The 19,550-nt window shown below is 73.6% G+C and carries 18 protein-coding genes and 1 pseudogene; 8 read left to right on the forward strand and 11 right to left on the reverse strand.

Features of this window, described 5'->3' with window-relative positions; translation table 11 throughout:
- Positions 1-85: 85 nt before the first annotated feature.
- Entirely contained in the window at positions 86-1,723 is a 1,638-nt protein-coding gene (locus OG386_RS04675; RefSeq protein ID WP_328786879.1) for a GMC oxidoreductase, read from the forward strand.
- A gap of 95 nt (positions 1,724-1,818) precedes the next feature.
- On the opposite strand, the gene OG386_RS04680 is transcribed toward OG386_RS04675, so the two are convergent.
- The 5 genes from OG386_RS04680 to OG386_RS04700 all read right to left on the reverse strand — a co-directional run bounded on the left by OG386_RS04680 (position 1,819) and on the right by OG386_RS04700 (position 5,110).
- The gene (locus tag OG386_RS04680; protein WP_328786880.1) at positions 1,819-2,400 is read right to left on the reverse strand and encodes a DUF3995 domain-containing protein; all 582 of its coding nucleotides are present in this window, start codon (positions 2,398-2,400) and stop codon (positions 1,819-1,821) included.
- Positions 2,401-2,577: 177 nt separating this feature from the next.
- Positions 2,578-3,072 carry a carboxymuconolactone decarboxylase family protein gene (locus OG386_RS04685; RefSeq protein WP_327381077.1) on the reverse strand — a complete coding sequence of 165 codons (495 nt, stop codon included), beginning with the start codon at positions 3,070-3,072 and terminating at the stop codon, positions 2,578-2,580.
- Positions 3,069-4,151, reverse strand: coding sequence for an NAD(P)H-dependent amine dehydrogenase family protein (locus tag OG386_RS04690; RefSeq protein ID WP_328786881.1), 1,083 nt, complete (start codon positions 4,149-4,151; stop codon positions 3,069-3,071). The genes OG386_RS04685 and OG386_RS04690 overlap by 4 nt, the downstream gene beginning before the upstream one ends.
- A 70-nt stretch (positions 4,152-4,221) precedes the next feature.
- Entirely contained in the window at positions 4,222-4,383 is a 162-nt protein-coding gene (locus OG386_RS04695) for a DUF6126 family protein (protein ID WP_328786882.1), read from the reverse strand.
- A gap of 16 nt (positions 4,384-4,399) precedes the next feature.
- A complete protein-coding gene (locus OG386_RS04700) occupies positions 4,400-5,110 on the reverse strand; it encodes a helix-turn-helix domain-containing protein (RefSeq protein ID WP_328786883.1) in 711 nt (236 codons plus the stop codon).
- Between the two features lie 200 nt (positions 5,111-5,310).
- Here OG386_RS04700 and OG386_RS04705 point away from each other — a divergent pair, with 200 nt between their 5' ends.
- Positions 5,311-6,291, forward strand: a complete 981-nt coding sequence (locus OG386_RS04705) for a magnesium transporter CorA family protein (protein ID WP_328786884.1) — start codon at positions 5,311-5,313, stop codon at positions 6,289-6,291.
- Here the strand turns inward: OG386_RS04705 and OG386_RS04710 are convergent.
- Both OG386_RS04710 and OG386_RS04715 read right to left on the reverse strand, forming a co-directional pair.
- On the reverse strand, positions 6,222-6,710 hold the full coding sequence (locus OG386_RS04710) for a hypothetical protein (RefSeq protein ID WP_328786885.1): 489 nt from the start codon (positions 6,708-6,710) through the stop codon (positions 6,222-6,224). The two genes, OG386_RS04705 and OG386_RS04710, sit on opposite strands and share 70 nt — an antisense overlap.
- A gap of 59 nt (positions 6,711-6,769) precedes the next feature.
- Entirely contained in the window at positions 6,770-8,302 is a 1,533-nt protein-coding gene (locus OG386_RS04715; RefSeq protein WP_328786886.1) for an ATP-dependent DNA ligase, read from the reverse strand.
- 195 nt (positions 8,303-8,497) lie between these two features.
- Here OG386_RS04715 and OG386_RS04720 point away from each other — a divergent pair, with 195 nt between their 5' ends.
- The 4 genes from OG386_RS04720 to OG386_RS04735 all read left to right on the forward strand — a co-directional run bounded on the left by OG386_RS04720 (position 8,498) and on the right by OG386_RS04735 (position 12,943).
- Positions 8,498-11,233: an alpha/beta fold hydrolase gene (locus OG386_RS04720; protein ID WP_328786887.1), complete on the forward strand. Its 2,736-nt coding sequence runs from the start codon at positions 8,498-8,500 to the stop codon at positions 11,231-11,233.
- Positions 11,230-12,102, forward strand: coding sequence for an ABC transporter permease (locus tag OG386_RS04725; protein ID WP_328786888.1), 873 nt, complete (start codon positions 11,230-11,232; stop codon positions 12,100-12,102). Before OG386_RS04720 ends, OG386_RS04725 begins: the two co-directional genes overlap by 4 nt.
- Before the next feature lie 367 nt (positions 12,103-12,469).
- Positions 12,470-12,685, forward strand: a complete 216-nt coding sequence (locus OG386_RS04730; protein WP_328786889.1) for a hypothetical protein — start codon at positions 12,470-12,472, stop codon at positions 12,683-12,685.
- Positions 12,686-12,709: 24 nt separating this feature from the next.
- Positions 12,710-12,943: a hypothetical protein gene (locus OG386_RS04735; RefSeq protein ID WP_328786890.1), complete on the forward strand. Its 234-nt coding sequence runs from the start codon at positions 12,710-12,712 to the stop codon at positions 12,941-12,943.
- Between the two features lie 4 nt (positions 12,944-12,947).
- Here OG386_RS04735 and OG386_RS04740 read toward each other — a convergent pair whose 3' ends face one another.
- Complete coding sequence (locus OG386_RS04740) at positions 12,948-13,901, reverse strand: aldo/keto reductase (RefSeq protein WP_328786891.1); 954 nt, start codon at positions 13,899-13,901, stop codon at positions 12,948-12,950.
- Positions 13,902-14,327: 426 nt separating this feature from the next.
- Between OG386_RS04740 and OG386_RS04745 the strand changes: the two genes are divergently transcribed.
- Complete coding sequence (locus OG386_RS04745) at positions 14,328-14,969, forward strand: hypothetical protein (protein ID WP_328786892.1); 642 nt, start codon at positions 14,328-14,330, stop codon at positions 14,967-14,969.
- Between the two features lie 66 nt (positions 14,970-15,035).
- Here the strand turns inward: OG386_RS04745 and galK are convergent, their stop codons facing one another.
- From galK to OG386_RS04760, 3 genes and pseudogenes are all read right to left on the reverse strand, one after another.
- Positions 15,036-16,196 (reverse strand): galactokinase, encoded by a 1,161-nt coding sequence (gene galK / locus OG386_RS04750; RefSeq protein WP_328786893.1) that lies wholly within the window; start codon positions 16,194-16,196, stop codon positions 15,036-15,038.
- Positions 16,193-17,245, reverse strand: a complete 1,053-nt coding sequence (gene galT, locus OG386_RS04755) for a galactose-1-phosphate uridylyltransferase (RefSeq protein ID WP_328786894.1) — start codon at positions 17,243-17,245, stop codon at positions 16,193-16,195. Before galT ends, galK begins: the two co-directional genes overlap by 4 nt.
- A gap of 250 nt (positions 17,246-17,495) precedes the next feature.
- Positions 17,496-17,726, reverse strand: a pseudogene (locus OG386_RS04760) (hypothetical protein); the annotation flags it as partial.
- A gap of 576 nt (positions 17,727-18,302) precedes the next feature.
- Between OG386_RS04760 and OG386_RS04765 the strand changes: the two are divergent.
- The gene (locus tag OG386_RS04765; RefSeq protein WP_328786895.1) at positions 18,303-19,373 is read left to right on the forward strand and encodes a LacI family DNA-binding transcriptional regulator; all 1,071 of its coding nucleotides are present in this window, start codon (positions 18,303-18,305) and stop codon (positions 19,371-19,373) included.
- Positions 19,374-19,550: the final 177 nt, after the last annotated feature.

Consider the following 19,550-nt stretch of genomic DNA (forward strand, 5'->3'; position numbering starts at 1 on the left):
GAAAGTTACCTAGACGTATGTAGTGACTTCACACGCAGCCAGCAGTAGAACTCGTTCCCATTCCCCCACGAGTGAGGAACGTCACATGAGCGACAACATGCTGCCCAGAAAAGGCTCGAACGGAATCTCCCGTCGCGGATTTCTCGGTAGAACAGGTTCTATAATTGGCGCCATGGCCCTGGCGGGTCACCTCACCCCGGCACAGGCGGCCTCCCCATCAGCCACGATCGCCGACGGTGCCCGCGTACCGGCCCTGATCATCGGCACCGGCTACGGCGGATCGGTGGCGGCCCTGCGACTGGCACAGGCCGGCGTGGACGTGCAGATGATCGAGATGGGCATGTCCTGGGACACGCCGGGCCCGGACGGCAAGATCTTCCCCAAGGTGACCAGCCCGGACTACCGGTCCTTCTGGCTGCGCACCCGGACCAAGGCGCCGCTCAGCAACTTCCTCGGCTTCCCCATCGACAAGGACGTCCCCAAGTACACCGGGATCCTGGACGCCGAGGACTTCGCCGGCATCACGGTCTACCAGGGCCGCGGCGTCGGCGGCGGTTCACTGGTCAACGGCGGCATGGCGGTCACGCCCAAGCGCGCGAACTTCGCCGCCGTCCTCCCCTCCGTGGACGCCGACGAGATGTACGACACCTACTACCCGAGGGCCAACGCCGGCCTCGGGGTCGGCATGATCGACCCGGCCTGGTTCGACACCGCCGACTGCTACCAGTTCTCCCGGGTGGGCCGCAAGCACGCCCAGCGCTCCGGCTTCGCCTGGACCTTCGTACCCGACGTGTACGACTGGGACTACATGAAGAAGGAGGCGGCCGGCACCGTCACCAAGTCGGCCCTGGCCGGCGAGATCCTCTACGGCAACAACGCCGGCAAGAAGTCGCTCGTCCAGACCTATCTCGCGCAGGCGAAGGCCACCGGCAGGGTCACCATCTCCGCACTGCACAAGGTCACTTCGGTCTCGCCGGCCGCGGGCGGCGGCTACACGGTCGCCATCGACCAGATCAACACCACCGGCGACACCGTGGCCACCAAGACGGTGACCGCGGACCGGGTCTTCTTCGCGGCCGGCAGCGTCGGCACCAGCAAGCTGCTGGTCAAACTGAAGGCCACGGGAGCGCTGCCGAACCTCAACGGCGAGGTCGGCAAGGGCTGGGGCGAGAACGGCAACGTCATGTGCGGCCGCGCCAACCACCTGTGGGACCCGACCGGCAAGCTCCAGTCGACCATCCCCTGCTCCGGCATCGACAACTGGGACGCGGGCGGCGCGTTCGCCGAGGTCGCACCGCTCCCCACCGGGATCGAGACGTACGCCTCGTTCTACCTGTCGATCACCAAGAACCCGAACCGCGCCGAGTTCACCTGGAACGCGGCGACCGGCACGGCCGACCTGAGCTGGCAGACCGCCTGGAAGCAGCCGTCCGTCTCCATGGCCAAGACGATCTTCGACAAGATCAACTCGAAGGAGGGCACGATCTACCGCACCGACCTGTTCGGCGGCAACAAGATCTGGAACGACACCCTCACCTACCACCCGCTCGGCGGCGCGGTCCTGAACAAGGCCACCGACAACTACGGTCGCCTGCACGGCTACACCGGGCTGTACGTGATCGACGGCGCGCTCGTCCCCGGCAACGCGAGCGTGAATCCCTTCGTCACCATCACGGCGCTCGCCGAACGCAACATAGAGAAGATCATCGCTACCGACCTGTAGCGGTACGCCCGCCCGGGCCGGGCCCCGCACGGCCCGGTCCGCCCCCGGTCCGGTCCGCCCCCGGTCCGCCCCCGGCCCGGTCCGGAAGCGGAGGCCTACCGCCCTTCGTTCCGGCGTCCATCGCCCCGCTGCCCGGCCGCCACCCGGCGAAGGGCCTTCGGCGAACGACGGCCTCCGCGGGTGCGTGCCGCGACGTAGCCGGTCAGGGAGGACAGGCCGAGGCACAGCGGCGAGTACAACCGGAGGTCCATCGCCGTGTACCGGGCGGGAGCGTGCTGGAGGTCCAGGCCCGACATGACCAGCCCGCCCAGCCCGCGCGCCGCGAGCACGCCGGAGACCGTCCACAGCCCGGCCCGGACGAGCCGGGCGCGCCCCAGCGCCGAGTCCGGCCGGGCACCGGCCAGCACCAGTCCCGCGGCCGCCGCCAGCAGGCCGGCGACCGCGGCCGTCGCCGCGGCGGACGGCAGCGCGTCCTCTCCCGTCCCCACCACGACCTCGGCCAGCTCCGCCGGGGAGCTCAGCGGCCAGGGCGAGCGGGTCCAGACCGCGTGCAGGGCCGCGGCCGCGGCCAGACCGCCCGCCGCCGCGACCGCTGCCGCCCGGACCGAGGCCGTCGCACCCGAAACGCTGCCCGGCACACCGGCCGCGGAGGCGGCGCTCGACCACGTGATCGCCATGCTCGGGACCCCGCCCCGGACGGAGGGAACGGCGGGCGGCGGAGCCGCGGATTGAGCGGGCCCTTGCATCCGGCGGGCAGCGGGCCGTCCGGGCGGTCCCTGCATCGCGCAGGGTGACCCGGACGGCGGGGGCGGACCTCCCCTCAGGGCCGGGGAGCCCTCAGGGCCGAGGAACCTTCAGGGCCGGGGAGCCGGCTGACCCGGCAACATGCACACGCTGTCCAGGCCGAGCACGTGGTTGAGCCGGCCGAAGGCCAGCCAGGACCCGATGCTCATCGTCAGCTCCACGATCTCCAGCTGGCTGTAGTGCGCGGTCATCCGGTCCCAGAACTCCTCGTCGAGCCCGTGGTGGTCGAGGGTGTACCGCTCGGCGTACTCCGCCGCCAGCCGGGTGCGCTCGTCGAACGCGTCGGTCGTGCGCCACGCGGTGACCGCCTCGGGGAACTCCTCCTCGACCTTCTCCCCGTCCCGCTCGGTGCGCCAGTCCAGGCAGAAGACGCACCCGTTGATCTGCGCGACGCGCAGCCGGGCCGCCTCGAACTCGCGCAGGCCCAGGGTGGTGTGGGCGTACACCGACAGGGAGAAGTTCGCGGCGGCCATGCCGATGCCGGGGACCAGGTCGCCCCACACGTACTCGATCGGGTGCTGGCCTTCAGGGACGTCGATCCTCATGACTGTTTCCTTCCGAGTCTGCCGATGGCGGGGCGCAGCGGGATGTCGAGGGCGTCGTAGAGGCCCGGTTCGGCCTCGACGAGCCAGTCGATGGCGCCGACGAGGCGGCCGACGGCGGTGGCGTTGCCGCCCGCCGAGCGGTTCTCGCCCTCGTCCGTGGCCTCGATGGTGACCTCGATGCGCGGGCGGCCCTCGATGACGACCCGGTGGGCGCCGTCGCCGCCGTCGGGCGGCACGGGCCAGTCAGGTGCGCACGAGGCGTGGATGCGGGTGACGTGCTCGATGACGATGCGGGGCTCGCCCTCGACGATGCCCTGCACCTCGAAACGGATCGCGCCCTGGGTGCCGGCCTCGAACTCGCCCATGGTCCGGGTGGTCACCGTGGTGTCGAGCGCGCGGCGCTCCGACGTCTCGCGGATCTCGTCGAGTTCGACCCCGAGCGCCCGGGCCATCATCCGTATCTGCCCGCCCCACACCATGGTGGGGATCGAGGGCATGAGCATCATCGGCTCGTGGTCCATGGGCTGGCCCATGCCCACGAGGTGGCGGACGGAGTCCGGCTGGTCGTAGGTGGAGTAGTCGAAGATCTCCTGGCAGCGGATGACGTCGATGGTGGTGCCGAGGCCGCTGAGCAGGAGGGGGAGCACGTCGTTGCCCCACCCGGGGTCGACGCCGGAGGCGAAGAGCGAGCCGCCGCCCTCCGCGACGGCGGCGAGCACCGGGTCGCGGAACTCGGGCGGGGCGCTCCGGTGGTCGTAGAGCGGGTACAGGGCCGGGCTGACGACGACCGCGCCGGAGCGGACGGCGCGGGTGATGTCGGCGAGCGCCTCGTCGGGCCGGACGTCTCCGGACGCGGCGTACACCACGGCCCGCGGGCGGGCGGCGAGTACGGCTTCGACGTCGTCGGTGGCCTCGACCCCCAACAGGCGGTCGAGCCCGCCGAGTTCTCCCGCGTCGCGGCCGACCTTGGCTGGATTGTGGACGATGACTGCGCAGAGTCGGAGCGCGGGATGGGCCTCGACGGCACGGATCGCCAGACGGCCCACGTTGCCGGTACCCCAGACAACCGTGGAAATCATGCGCGGAGGGTAGCCACAGGTCCCGTACGTTGCCAGAGTCGCGCGGCCCGAACTCCTCCGCCTCCTGCGGCTACTGGTTCTGGCCTCCCAGGACGAAGAGGAGGTAGACGAAGAAGGCGAAGAGGTGACCGACGAACAAGTAGGCGATCAGCCGGATGATCAGGCCGCGCGGGAACTTGGACTCGAAGCGGGCCCGTATGGTCGCAGGCGCGGGCTTCTCGGCTTGTGACATGGGTACGGCTCCTCGGCTATCGGTGGTGCGTGGTCGGGGGCGTGGTGTGCGTAGTGGGCGTGGGCGGGTTCGCGGGCGGGTTCGCGGGCGCGGTCTTGGTGGCGCCGCCGAGGCAGAGTCCGGCCAGGCTGCTCTGCAGCAGCGTGTGGACGAAGAGCAGGTCGGCCCCGCCCGCGGAGGCCGCGCCGATCCGGTGCGGGGTGAGCGAGTCGAAGTGCGCGCTGTCCCCGGGCTCCAGCAGGTGCTCGGCCTCGCCCAGGTGCAGCCGCAGCCGTCCTTCCAGGACGTACAACCATTCCTCGCCGGGATGTACGCGGACCAGCTCGCCCTGACTGCGGCCGTGGGGCACGTGCACGCGCAGCGCCTGCATCCCCCGACCGGAGCCGCCGGCCTGCCAGTACGTCCAGCCGTCGGCCTCGCGGGCGCCCGGACCGCCGGCCCGTACGATGGGATCGGCTGCGGCGGGGGTCTCGCCGAGCAGTTCGGAGACGGTCGTACCGTAGGTGCGGGCGAGTCCGAGCAGGAGCGGCAGCGAGGGCTGGCGCCGGCCGGTCTCCAGGCGGGACAGGTGGGCGGGCGAGAGCCGGGCCCGTGCGGCGGCGGCCTCCAGGGTGAGTCCGGCGCGGCGGCGCAGGTCCCGTAGCTGCGGGGCGACGGCGGGCAGCTCGTCCGCCGGTTCGTCGGTACCGGCCGCGCCTTCGGGGCCGGTGTCGGATCCGGATGTCATGCCCCGATTGAGCCAGAGTCTTGCCTGTCTGGCAAACCACGTTGCCTCTGAGGCAAAACCGCCGCCGCGCGGCCCGGCCTCACCTGTTCGAGGGCCCACTGCCGGGCGAATGCGTCACCACGGTTGCGCGGGGTCCTGCGCGGTACAGGCTGGGAGCCACGGCACCGGATGACCCACGGCGAGGGACGATGATCGTATCGATGCTGTCCATGCCGGAGGGCACCCTGGCCCGCGGGCACGTGTCGGAGGCCCGCGAGCGCCTCGCCACGTCCCGCTTCCTGTTCGTGGACGTGGAACTGCCCGAGGACGGCGCACCCGACGAACCACCCCTCGCCCACCTGCTCGGTCTGGAGGCCGATGACCTGGCTTGGCTCGGGCGGAAGGGGGAAACCGCCCGGGCGGAGATCTTCGGGGAGAGCGGCGCGTTCGTCGTGCCCGCGGTCGACGCGGACCGGGTCATCCACGTCCACGCCGTGGTGACCGAGCGGTACCTCCTCACCGTGCACCGGGGGTCGGCACCCCTGATCGCGAACGTCACCGCCCGGTTCCCGCTCGAGAGCCCGCCGGACTCCGTGGCCATGCTCTTCCTGCTGCTGGACGAGGCCATGGAGACCTACCGCCGGGCCGCCGTCCAGGCCCTGCTGGAGGTGGAAGACCTGGAGGACGCCATGTTCCACCGGCGCGAGCCCGAGCAGCTCTACCGCCTGTCACGGCTGCGGCGCACCGCGGCCCTGCTCCACCACACCCTCCTGCCCTACCACCGGGTGGCGGAGGAGAGCGTCACGCGCCGGGTGATGAACCGCGGCTTCCACCAGGAACGCCAGCAGCTCGTCCGCGAGTACCGGCGCACCGCGAATCTGGTGCTCACGGACATCGAGTCCCTCCAGGAAACCGCCCGCCGGGCCTTCGGCAGCTACTCCTCCCTGGTGTCCGGCGACCAGAACGGCGTGATCAACCGCCTGGCGGTGGTGTCGACGATCTTCCTGCCGCTGACCTTCCTGACGGGGTTCTTCGGCATGAACTTCGCCTACCTGACGGACGAGCTGGAGAGCAGCGCCGTCTTCTGGCTGCTCGCCGTGGGCTTGCAGGTGGTCTTCCTGTTCGTGGCCCTCTACGTCCTCCACCGCACCCGCCTGTGGCGGATGCTGCGCGAGGACGACAGCGACCCCGACGACGAGTAGGTGCGACCGAGCGCCGTACCCGGCCCCGGTGCACGACTCCGGTGCTCAGCACCGATCGCCGCCGTGAAGGCGTCCTCGACGCTGCCGACGGGCACGTTGAGCAGCTCCCACTCCGGCGGCAGCCGTCCTTCGTACGCGGCCGGGTCGGCCGGCAGACCGGATCCCCGGACGCCGACGACCAGCGGGGGACGGTCCTCGCGCGGCACGCCGTCGAACTCTCCGTACTCCTCCTGCCCCCGGAACCACCCCGTGGGCAGCTCCTTCGCCACGGCCCGCACCTCGGCGACGGAGCGGAACTCTGCGTACGCGGAGACCCTCGAGTACGCGTGGCGGCCGAACTCCACGGGGCTGCGCGCGGTGCTCGGGGCGAGTGCGGGGTCGGGGGTACGGAAGACGGGACAGGCGACGGCGTCGGACATGCGGTGACGGTGCCACGGACCGTCAGTGCAGGTCATCGCGTTTGCGGCACGCCGGCGGTCTAGGGGGTGTGTGCCGCCAGGACCGTGGCCACCGTGTCCGCCTCGGTCGCCGGTTTGTCCGGGCGGTGGCGCAGGACGCGGGCGAAGCGGAGGGTCACTCCGGCCGGGTAGCGGGAGGAGCGCTGGAGGCCGTCGTAGGCGATCTCGACGACCAGTTCCGGGCGGACCCGGACGGTGAAGCCGTCGTCCTCGACCGCCAGCTCGCGCAGCCGCTGCGTCTGCCAGCGCAGCATCTCGTCGGTGAGCCCCTTGAAGGTCTTGCCGAGCATGGCGTACGTTCCGTCGCCGGTGGGCGCCCCCAGGTGCAGGTTCGAGAGCAGGCCGGTGCGCCGCCCGTGGCCCCATTCCGCGGCGAGGACCACCAGGTCGAGGGTGTGCACCGGTTTCACCTTGAGCCAGTGTTTGCCGCGCCGCCCGGCGGCGTAGGACGAGTCCAGTGACTTGACGACGACCCCCTCGTGTCCCCGGCGCAGGGTCTCGGCCCAGAACTCCTCGGCCTCGGCGCCCTGCTCCCCCGGGTCCTCGACGACGAGGCGGCGGACCCGGGCGCCCTCGGGAACGAGCGCGGTGAGGGCCGCGTGCCGCTCGCGCACCGGCAGGTCGAGGAGGACGTCCTCGCCCACGGCCAGGACGTCGAAGAAGTAGGGGGCGACCGGGAGCGTGCGCCGCGCGGCGTCCACGTCGACCCGGGAGCCGACCCGGCCCGCGATCTCCTGGAAGGGGACGGGGCGGCCGTCCGCCGCCCGTCCGATGACCTCCCCGTCGAGGACGAACCGCTCCCCCGGCAGCGACCGGGCCAGCTCCGCCACCTCCGGCAGCCGCCCCGTGATCTCGTCCAGGGAGCGCGTGTAGATCCGTACGTCGTCGCCCTCGCGGTGGACCTGGACCCGGATCCCGTCCAGCTTCTCCTCCACCGCGCACGGCCCGAGCACCTCCAGCGCCTCGGCGACCGACTTCGCCGTGCCGGCCAGCATCGGCTGGACGGGCTGCCCCACGCGCAGCGTGACTGTGCGCAGTGCCTGCGCGCCGTCGGCCAGCACGGCCGCCGCCACCCGCGGCAGCGAGCCGTCGAGCATCACCGCCCGGCGCAGCGCGGCGGCCGGTACGCCGGCGGCCGCGGCCACCCCTTCCAGGGCCACCGCGTCGAGCGCGCCCTGACGCACCTCGCCGGACAGCAGGGCGCGCAGGAACACCTGCTCGGACCCGGTGGCCCGGCCCAGCAGGTCGGCGAGGATCCGGCCGCGCCGCTCCACGGACCCGGTGCCCGCCACCGCGGCCAGTTCGCCGACCGCCGTGTCGACGTCGCGGACGGTCAGGACGGGTTCCGCCGCCGGTGCGACGTCCTGGCCGAGCGTGCGCCAGCCGATGCCCGGGCGGCCCTGCGGGAGGCGCCCGGAGAGGTAGGAGATGACCAGGCCGGCCTCCTCGGGGGGCGCGGCGGCGAAGAGCTCGGCGAGCAGGGCGCTCTTGCGGGACCGGGCGGAGGTGTCGGCGACCTCCCGGGACACGCGCGCGACGTCGGCCAGCAGCATGCGGCCATCCTCCCGCCCGCGGACGCACCGCGCAGGTCGGTATCGGGCCGCAGCAGGCCGGGGTGCAGACCGGGAGCGGGCCGGGGGGTGTACCGCAGGTGCGGTACGCGCGGGGCCCGCCCTACTCCTCGAGAAGGTGGGCGGTTCCGCCTGTGGGTGCTCGGAGCCCGGGGAACGGGCCCTTAGGGTGCCCATATGAAGCTCCGAATGCCCCGGCGCCGCCGAGACCGTCTGCTCGCGGGCGCCGCCGCGCTCGCGGTCGTGGCGGGGGCCGGTACGTGGACGGCCGCGTCCGCGACCGGTGACGAACCCGCCGTGCACCGCCAGGACCAGGTCGTGAACATGCCCGGCGCCGGGATCGACACCTCCTACTTCACGGCGGGCGGCGGTGCGGAAAGACGTCCCGCCGTCCTGCTCGGGCACGGCTTCGGCGGCAGCAAGGACGATGTCCGCGAGCAGGCCGAGCGCCTCGCCCGGGACGGGTACGCGGTCCTGACCTGGTCGGCGCGCGGCTTCGGCCGCTCCGAGGGCCGGATCGGCCTGAACGACCCCGCGTACGAGGTCAAGGACGTCTCCCGGCTCATCGACTGGCTCGCGGCCCGGCCCGAGGTGGAGCTCGACGCGGCCGGTGATCCGCGCGTCGGCGTCTCCGGGGCCTCCTACGGCGGCGCGGTCTCGCTGCTCGCAGCCGGTCACGACCCGCGGGTCGACGCGATCGCCCCCGTGATCACCTACTGGAACCTCGCGGACTCCCTCTTCCCGAACGGCGTCTTCAAGAAGCTCTGGTCCGGCATCTTCTTCACCAGCGGCTCGACCGACGGGATGCAGCGCGCCGTGCCCGGACAGCGGCCGGACTCCTCGGCCGCGCCCGGACAACGGCCGGACTCCTCGGCCGCGCCCGGCTGCGGACGGTTCCAGCCCGAACTCTGCGCGATGTACGAACGCGTCGCGGTGGCGGGCAAGCCCGATCCCGAGGCCCGCACCCTGCTGGAGCAGCGCAGTCCGTCGGCCGTCGGCGACCGGATCAAGGTGCCGACCCTGATCGTGCAGGGCCAGGACGACTCCCTCTTCCCGCTGGACCAGGCCGACGCCATGGCCAAGGCCATCGCGGCGAACGGCGCGCCCGTCTCCGTGGACTGGACGGCCGGCGGGCACGACGGCGGGATGCGCGAGGCCGACCGGGTCGAGGCCCGGGTGGCCTCCTGGTTCGACCGCCACCTCAAGGGGGACGAGGCAGCCGACACCGGCCCGGCGTTCCGGGTCACGCGCTCCGGAGGCATCGACTCCACCGACGGCACGGTCACCCTGCGCGGCGCGACCGGCGACCGGTACCCCGGACTGGAATCCGGTCCGCGGGAGTTCGCACTGACGGGGCCGGAACAGACCTTCGCCAATCCGGCGGGCGGCGCGCCCCCCGCCCTGTCCTCGCTCCCGGGCATCGGCGGGCAGCTCGCCGCCTTCGGGGCCGGGCTCTCGCTCGACTTCCCCGGGCAGAACGCCCGGTTCGAGTCGGCGCCACTGGCCGAGGACGTGACGATCACCGGCACCCCGACCCTCACCCTAAAGGTGAGGTCGAGCGCCGCGGACGGCTCGGCCGTCCTGTTCGGCAAGGTGTACGACGTGGGGCCCGACGGCCGTCAGCAGGTGCTGCCGAGCCAGCTGGTCGCCCCGGTGCGGGTGGAGAACGCACAGGAGGGCACCACCGTGCGGCTGCGGCTGCCCGCGATCGACCACTCCGTCGAGGCCGGGCACCGGCTGCGGCTGGTGATCGCCGCGACCGACCTCGGCTACGCGACACCGGCGGCTCCGGCCACCTACACCGTCGCCGTGGAGGGCCCGCTGGCCGTGCCCGTCGCCGCGGAAGTGCGGACCGCTGCGGCCGGGCTGCCCGCCTGGACCTGGTGGCTGCCGCTGGGCGCGGTGGCCCTGGCCGCGGCGCTGCTCGGGATCCGACGGACCGGCCGGGGCGCCGGTGGGTCGGGGCCGGGCGCCTCGCAGCCGGACCCCGCACTGGCCGACGTACCCCTGGAGATCACCGGTCTGACGAAGCGCTACGCGAAGGCGCAGGACCGGTACGCGGTGCGGGACCTGTCCTTCCGCGTCGAGAAGGGGCAGGTCCTGGGACTCCTCGGGCCCAACGGCGCCGGGAAGACCACCACCCTGCGGATGCTGATGGGGCTGATCTCTCCGGACGCCGGGGAGATCCGGGTGTTCGGGCACGCGGTACGGGCCGGGGCGCCCGTACTGTCCCGGGTCGGGGCCTTCGTGGAGGGCGCCGGATTCCTCCCGCACCTGACGGGACGCGCCAATCTGGAGCTGTACTGGCGGGCCACCGGCCGCCCGGCCGAGGACTCGCACATGGCGGAGGCGCTGGAGATCGCCGGGCTCGGCGACGCGCTGGAGCGCGCGGTGCGCACGTACTCGCAGGGCATGCGCCAGCGCCTCGCGATCGCGCAGGCCATGCTCGGCATGCCGGACCTGCTGATCCTCGACGAACCGACGAACGGTCTGGACCCGCCGCAGATCCGGGAGATGCGGGACGTGATGATCCGCTACGCCGCGGGCGGGCGGACGGTCATCGTCTCCAGCCACCTCCTGTCGGAGGTGGAACAGTCCTGTACGCACCTGGTGGTCATGGACCGCGGGCAGCGGGTCGCGGCGGGCGAGGTCTCCGAGATCACCGGCGGCGGGGACACGCTGCTGGTTTCGCTGGCGGAGCCGGTGGACGAGGTGAGCGTCGAGAAGGTCGCGGCGCTGGAGGGAGTGGGTTCCGTGGTGGCCGCCGATGACGGGCTGCTCGTACGGCTCGAAGGCGCGACGGCCGCGGGGCTGATCGCCGAACTCGTACGACTGGAGGTGCCGGTGAACGGAGTGGGACCGCACCGGCGACTGGAGGACGCGTTCCTCACCCTGATCGGAGGTGCGGCGTGAGTACGGCGGCGACGGTGCAGGAGGTGGCTCCGGGCTACCGGGCGAGCCGTACGCTGCCGCTGCGCGTGGAGGCGCTGCGGCAGTGGCGCCGGCGGCGGACGCTGGTGATGGGCGGGGTGCTGGCCGCACTGCCCTTCATCCTGATGATCGCGTTCGCGGTGGGCGGCGGGCCGGGCAGCCGGGGCGGCGGGAACAACCGCATCACCCTGATCGACACGGCCACGGCCTCCGGCGCGAACTTCGCCGCGACCTGTCTGTTCGTCTCGGCCGGCTTCCTGCTGGTGGTGCCGGTGGCGCTGTTCTGCGGGGACACCGTGGCCTCGGAGGCGAGCTGGTCCTCGCTGCGCTACCTGCTGGCCTCGCCGGTGCCCCGGGCGCGGCTGCTGTGGAGCAAGCTGGTGGTGGCGCTGGGCTTCAGCCTGGCGGCGATGGTGCTGCTGCCGGTGGTGGCGCTGGCGGCGGGCACGGCCGCGTACGGGTGGGGGCCGCTGAAGCTCCCGGCGGGCGGAGCTCTGGCGGCCGGGGACACCGTGCCGCGGCTCGCGCTGGCCGTGGCCTTCGTGTTCGTGTCGCAGCTGGTGACGGCGGGGCTGGCGTTCTGGCTGTCGACGCGGACGGACGCCCCGCTGGGCGCGGTGGGCGGGGCGGTCGGGCTGACGATCGTCGGCAATGTGCTGGACGCGGTGACGGCGCTCGGGTCGTGGCGGGAGTTCCTGCCGGCGCACTGGCAGTTCGCGTGGGCGGACGCGCTGCAGCCGCAGCTGGAGTGGGGCGGGATGGTCAAGGGAGCGGTGGTGTCCGTGTCGTACGCGCTGGTGCTGTTCGCTCTCGCCTTCCGCGGGTTCTCCCGCAAGGACATCGTGTCCTGACCCGGCGCGGACGATCCACAACCCACGGCCCGCTGCCCGGAGGTCTCCGGGCGGCGGGCCGTGGGCCGTCCGCGGCAATGCGGCCGCGCCCGGGTGCGGCTGCGGCTGCGGCTGCGGCTGCGGTCCATTCGCCCCGGCCCGATGAACCATCGCTGTCATCACGACCGGGGGGTACCGCCCCTGCGCGCAGCAGGACGTCCGGCCCGTAGGGCCGTGCTGCCCGGTGGCCTCGCGACAGCCCCCGCGCCTCGTGCTCGCGGGATGCCCCTCGGCCTGCACCCCGAAGCAGACGACCGCCGCACCCCAGCCGCGACCGGATGCGCCCCGGGCCGCGTTGGCCCGCTTGGGGGAAGCCAACGCACACGGGGTGAGCGGGGACCTCGATCACCCCGAGCGGGATCCCGAGCGGCGCGAGCTCGTCGCCGAGGTCCGGGACCCGTACGGGGTGGTCCTCACCTGCATCGACTCCCGGGCGGCGCCCGAGCGCGTCTTCGGCACCGGACTCGACGACCTGTACGTCTGCGCACGGGCGGGCGGGCGATCGGCCCGGTGGTCACCGGGTCCGTCGAGTGCGGGCCCGTGACGGGCGGCACCCCCGCTGATCGCCGTGCTCGGGCACCAGCGCTGCGCTGCCGGGGAACCTCCAGGTCTGACGGTCCGGAACCCCGGCGCCGACCCCGTCGACACCGTGGTCCACCAGCACGTCCGGGTCACCGCGGACGATCTGCGCTCCCGCTCCGGCCTGGCGCCCCTCGTGAAGAAGGGCGCCTCGGCCGTCGCCGGCACCTCCTACTCGCCGGGCACCGGCAAGGTGGACGTCCTGACGGGGGCGCCCGTCTGAGCGGTCACTCGGGCCCCCGCGCCCCCGGGATCGCGGCGATCGCGGCGAGCAGCTCGGCGTCCAGGGGACGGTCGGCGACGGCTGCGTTGGCGCGTACCTGCTCGGCGGAGGTGGCTCCCGCGATGACGGAGGCACAGCCGGGCTGGGCGGAGAGCCAGCCGATGGCGAGTTCGAGGACGGTCCGGTCGTGCTTCTCGGCGAGCGCGGCCAGCGCTTCGACGACGTCGAGGCGCTCCTCGGTGAGGTACGAGTCGCGGCCTTCGAGCCGGGAACCGGCCGGTACGGGCGCACCCCTGCGGATCTTGCCGGTCAGCAGGCCGTTGGCGAGGGGGAAGTACGGGAGCACGCCGACACCGTAGTGGCGGGCGGCCGGGACCAGCTCCCGCTCGACCGACCGCTCCAGCAGCGACCACTCGTTCTGCGCCGACACGAAGGGGACCGAGCCGGTCTCGCGGGCGACGTGGGCGGCTTCGGCGAGCTGCCAGCCGGAGAGGTTGGAGTGGCCGATGTACCGGACCTTGCCCTCGGCGACGAGCTCGGTGAGCGCGGCCAGGGTCTCGGCTATCGGGGTGGCCGGGTCGGGGCTGTGCAGCTGGAAGAGGTCGATGTGGTCGGTGTCGAGGCGGCGCAGGGACTCCTCGACGGCCCGCCGGATGTAGGCGCGGCCACCGCGGGAGCCGGCGGCGGGCCCGTACTTCATGTCCACGCCGTCGTAACCGAACTTGGTGGCGAGGACGACCTGGTCGCGACGGCCCTTGAGGGCCTGCCCGAGGTGGACCTCGGAGCCGCCGGCGCCACCGTAGATGTCGGCGGTGTCCAGGAAGGTGATGCCCGAGTCCAGGGCGGCGTCGACGACGGCGCGGGTGGCCTGGGCGTCCAGTCGACCACCGAAGTTGTTGCAGCCGAGGCCGATCGCGGAGACCTGGAGTCCGGAACTACCCAGGGGGAGATAGCGCATGCGGTTCTTTCCTCCGACTCGACGAGTACATGATCAACTGAGTTCAAGTCTAGGCGGCCGCCCCGGGGCACCGGACCGGAATCCGGGCAGCGGGCCGTGAACACCGTGTGACACCCGCGGGCCCCGTCCCCCACCGGCCACCCGGCCCGCCCCCGGTAATTTGACCGTATGGATCATGACGTCGCCGCGCCGGTCGCGGCCGCGTCCTGACCGGAGTTCCCCCGCCCCAGCCGGGCCGGGGGCGGCCCGACCCGAAGGAATCCCGTGAACCGCAAGCTGATACCGGCCGCCGCCGTCGCCACCTGCGCGGCCGCCGTCCTCGCCTTATTCGCCGGGCCCGTCAACGCCAACGAGACCCCCGGCCCCGTCCCCAGCGCCTCACCCACCAAGGGGCCGTCCGCCCCGCCGACCACCCGCCCCACGGTCATGCCGTCGGGCACCCCCGTTCCGGGCGCCACCCCCACCCTGGTCCCCCCGGCCACCCTGGTCCCCACCCCCACCCTGGCCCCCACCGCCGCCCCGAACCCGACCGTCACCCCGCGACCCGGCACGCCCACCGGCCGTCCCGGAGGTGGAGGCACGGGCGGGGGCGGCGGCGAGACCCCCACCCCCGGGCCCGGCTGTGCGCGCACCGTGCCCCAGCTCCCCACCCCCGAGAGCGTCCCCGCGTACGGCACCGTCACCGTCGACATGTGCGCCACCGACCACCGCACCGCCCGCGGCAAGCTGGTCTTCACCGCCGGGTACGGCGACGACCCCGTCACCTACCGCGTCACCCTGCGGTGGACGTTCGAGGGCAAGCCCGAAGCGGGATGCGAAGGGTGCTGGTCCCCGGCCCGCTACGACTACACCGAGGACGTCTACGTCAACGACGCCGTCCGGGCCGTACCGCTCGCCGTGGGGTTCGTCATGCGGCACCGCGGCGAACTGATCGGCGAGCAGCGGCCCGGTACCGGCGTGACCGTGGTCGACGTCCAGCCCGTGGAACCCGCCTGGCAGGACAACCCGAAGCTCGTCGGCCCGGTGCCCGGCGCCACCCAGCCGTCCCGGCCGTCCCCGACCCCCTGACCCTCCCGGGCCGGCGTCACCGCGCAGGGCCGCCTCCACCGCCGGTGGAGGCGTGCGGTCGCCGCGCTAGAGGAGTCGGGTGGCACCTGGGGACGGGGACGCCGTCGTGATGCGCGGTGGTGTGAAGTCCGCGCGGAGGAAGGCGTCCGTCACGGCCCGGGTCACCGACCGCTCGGCGTCCGCATCGATCAGGGACAGTGCCGATCCGCCGAAGCCGCCGCCCGTCATGCGGGAGCCGTACGCGCCCGCCGCGTCCGCCGTGGAAACCGCCAGGTCCAGCTCCGGGCAGGACACTTCGTAGTCGTCGCGCAGCGAGAGGTGGCCCTCCGTCAGCAGCGGTCCCGTCTCGCGCAGGCGGCCCGCGCGCAGCAGTCCCTCGACGCGCAGGACCCGCTGGTTCTCGGTCACGACGTGCCGGACGCGCCTGCGCTCGACCGGGTCCTCCAGTCGGGCCAGGGCCTGCTCCAGCTCCTCGTACGGGAGGTCGCGCAGGGCGGGCAGGCCCAGGGCGGCGGCCGCACGGTGGCAGGAGGCCCGGCGCTGGGTGTAGGCCCCGTCGGCGAGTGCGTGCTTGACCCGGGTGTCGATGACGAGGAGGCGCAGGCCGGCCGCCGGGCAGTCGAAGGGGATGTGGCGCCGTTCGAGGCTGCGGGTGTCCAGGTGGAGGGCGTGTCCGCCGGTCGCACAGGCCGAGGCCGTCTGGTCCATGATCCCGCAGGGGACGCCGACGTACGCGTTCTCGGCGCGCCGGGCGAGTGCGGCCAGTTCGGGGCGGGTGAGCGGGATCCCGTACAGGTCGGTGAGGGCCAACGCGGTGGCCACTTCCAGGGCGGCCGAGGAGGACAGGCCGGCGCCGGTCGGTACGTCGGACCGTACGTGCAGATCGGCGCCGCCGACCGGCAGGCCGGCATCCCGCAGGGCCCAGGCGACCCCGGCGGGGTAGGCGGCCCAGCTGGCGGCGCCCTGCGGTGGGCGCGCGGGATCGAGCTCCGCGAGGTCGAGGGCGACCGCGCCGGAGGGGGCGTCGGTGGAGTGGACCCGCAGGATCCGGTCGGTGCGCCGGGCCGCGGCCACCTCGGTGCGCTGCGGGAGGGCGAAGGGCAGGGCGAAGCCGTCGTTGTAGTCGGTGTGTTCGCCGATCAGGTTGACCCGGCCCGGGGCCGCCCAGACCCCCTCGGGCGGGTACCCGTACAGCTGCTGGAATCCGTCCGGTGCCGACCGGGTCACGCGCTCGCCACCTCCCGCAGCCGCGCGGCCGCGTCCTCGGGCCGGACGTCGTTCATGTAGGCCTCCATGCCGGACTCGGTCCCTGCCAGGTACTTCAGTTTGTCCGCCGTCCGGCGGATCGTGAAGAGCTCCAGGTGGAGCGCGAAGTCGGCCCTGCCCTCGCCCGCCGGGGCCTGGTGCCAGGCGGAGATGTACGGGGTCGGCTCGGGCCGGTCGAAGAGCCGGTCGAAGCGGCGCAGCAGCTCCAGGTAGACCCGGGGGAACTCGGCGCGGGCCGCGTCGCCGAGGGCGGGCAGGTCGGGGACCCGGTGGCGCGGATAGAGGTGGACCTCGTACGGCCAGCGCGCCGCGTAGGGCACGAAGGCGGTCCAGTGCTCCGTTTCGAGGACGATGCGGGTGCCTTCGGCGCGCTCGGCGGCCAGGACCTCCTCGAAGAGGTTGCCGCCGGTGCGCTCGCGGTGGGCGGCGACGGTGGCGAGCATCCGGGTGGTGCGCGGGGTGACGAAGGGAAAGGCGTAGATCTGGCCGTGCGGATGCCCGAGGGTGACGCCGATCTCGGTTCCGCGGTTCTCGAAGCAGTAGACCTGCTGGACGCCCTCGCGGGCGGAGAGTTCGGCGGTGCGGTCGCTCCAGGCGGCGAGGACGAGCGCGGCGCGCTCCTCGTCGAGGTCGGCGAAGGAGGTCAGGTGGTCGGGGGTGAAGCAGATGACCTCGCAGCGGCCGGTGTCGCCGGCGAGGGAGGGGAAACGGTTCTCGAAGACGGCCACCTCGTAGTCCGGCGCCGGGATCTCGCTCGCGCGTTCCCCGGTGGAGGGGCACAGCGGGCAGGCGTCGGCGGGCGGGTGGTAGGTGCGGCCCTGCCGGTGGGAGGCGATGACGACGCGGTCGCCGAGCAGCGGATCGCGCCGTACCTCGGAGCCGCTCGTGGTGGCGGGGGCGTCGAGCGGACGCGTGTCGGGGACGGCGCGGGCGGCGCGGGCGGCGCCGTCGCCGGTGTCGTAGTAGAGGATCTCGCGGCCGTCGGCGAGGCGGGTGCTCGTGCGCTTCACGGAAGGAACTCTCTCATCCGGGGTGACGACCGTGGTGCGGCCGAGGTCGGGCTGGTCGCGCAACGGCAGGACGGTGCCGGGGCGCTCCCGTTCGAGAACGATGATCTCGTTCTCGTCCGCTGGGTCGTGCGACGGGGTCCGTGGGAGTAGCGCATGCCCCACGGGCCGCGAGGGGGGTGGCTGAAGCGGTGGCAGGCGGGCCGGCCGGGCTCCGTAGGGGGCTGCGCGAAGTCGAGTCCGGTGGGGTCGGTCAGCGGCAGCGGCCGATCTCCCCCTCGCACAGGTGTTGATGTCCGTGGCGGACACCGCGCCAGATGTCCTTGGGGTCGTTGCGGTGCGGCCCGTAGTTGACCCCCACCCGTGCCCGACCAGCAGGCCGAGGACGACGGCCGCGGAGCGGCACGTACGGGCCGATGACCTTGCGGACGCGTGCGGCTCGGGGCTGAGTTCGCCGGCCTCGCCGATGGGTCGCGTCGTAGTCGTAGCTGGTGACGGTGGGGCGGGATCCGGTGTGGGCGCCGCCCCAGAAGCCGAAGTTGGTGCGCCGTGGGAGGCGGCCACGTCGTCACTCCACGGCGGCGAGCGGGCCGGTCTGTTGGGAGCGGCGCCGGGGCGTGCCGGCCGGGGACCGCGCCGGCCCGGAGCATGGCGTCCTCGGGACCGTCCGCGGTGAACGGCGGGCCGTCCACGCCGCGTGCGACGAGGGCCTGTTCCGCGTGGGCGCGGCAGCGGGTGTCGTTGGCGTACGAGCCGCACTCGTTCTGACCTGCACGGCGACGACGGGGCCGCCGTGCCGCACGAGCAGCGGCAACAGTTCGGGACCCCCAGGGCGAACCAGCCTTCCGCCTCGGCCTCGGAGCGCGGAGCGGAGCAGTACAGACGGAGGTCGTCGACGGCGAGGAGGCGAGCGGGCGGTCCGCCGAAGTCTCCTTCGGAAGTACGGTCGGCCGTCGCATGCATGGCGGCATCGACCGCACCGTCAGCGATCGCTCGATCGGGTCGGTTCCTTATGATGCCGCTGCCGGGAGGGACCGCGCAGACCGCAGGGGGACACACTTTGAGACCGCACGTGAACCAGCGTCGGACCCGCGTGCTCGAGCTCGTCCGGGCCCGGGGCACCGTGCGGGTGACGGACCTGGCCCGGGAACTCGGCGTCTCGCCGGTCACCCTGCGGCGGGACATCGAGGCGATGACGGCGCGGGGCGAGGTCCGGCGGATGCACGGGGGGATCGGCCGGGTGGAACCGGAGCGCCGGGCAGCCGCGGTGACGGGGCCGACCGCCGGGCTGGGGGTCGGGATGGTGGTGCCGACGGCCGACCACTCCTACGCCGATGTGGTGCGCGGGGCCCGCGAGGCGATCGAGGCGCGGGGCGCCCGGCTGACCGTGGGCCTGACGCGGTACCTGACGGGCGAGGACCGGATACAGGCGGACCGGCTCCTGTCCACGGGGGCCCACGGGCTGCTGCTGACCCCGAACTGGGAGACCGGATCCCCCCGGCCCGGGGAGGGCGCCTGGACCGCGGAACTCACCGTTCCTGCCGTACTGGTGGAGCGCTGGGCCCCGCCGGGGCATCCGGCGGCCACCCTGGACCGGGTGGCGTCCGACCACGCGCACGGCGCGGCCGCGGCGGTCCGGCACCTGGCCGGGCTGGGGCACCGGCGGATCGCACTCGCCGGCCGGGACACCCCGGCGACGGCCCGGCTGCGCGCCGGGTACGAGGCCGCCGTGGCCGCCCTCGATCTGGAACCGGCGCCGCCGTGGCCGCCCGCCGGACCGGACCCGCTCTCCGAGGCCGGCCTGTTCGCCCGGAGCCTGGACTACCTGTGCGGGGCGGTGACGACGGGCGGGGTGACCGCGGCCCTGGTCCACAGCGACACCGACGCGATCATGCTGATCCCCAGGCTCCAGGCCCGGGGCGTGCGGGTGCCCGAGGACCTGGCGTTGATCGCGTACGGCGACCAGGTGGCCGGGCTGGCCGGCGTACCGCTGTCGGCGGTGGCACCGCCCCAGCACGAAGTGGGCAGGCGGGCGGCGGACCTGCTGCTGGACCGGCTGACCACCACCGGTCCGGAGACCGGCCCCCGACAACACGTGGGGTTGCTCCCGCACCTGACGATCCGCTCGTAGGGCGTGTCCGCGCAGTGGGTCGGTAGCTGCTTCGGGACCGTGACGGCCCGCATCCGCATCGAGCGGTGCGGGCCGGGACGGCGTGCGTTCGACACCGGCTCCCCGAAGGGACCGGAGCTGGCGGCACTGGACGACGGGGATCCGCCTGGCCGGACCGGAAGGCCGCGCTTGTCCGCC

It is taken from the genome of Streptomyces sp. NBC_00273 (assembly GCF_036178145.1).
Classification (GTDB): Bacteria; Actinomycetota; Actinomycetes; order Streptomycetales; family Streptomycetaceae; genus Streptomyces.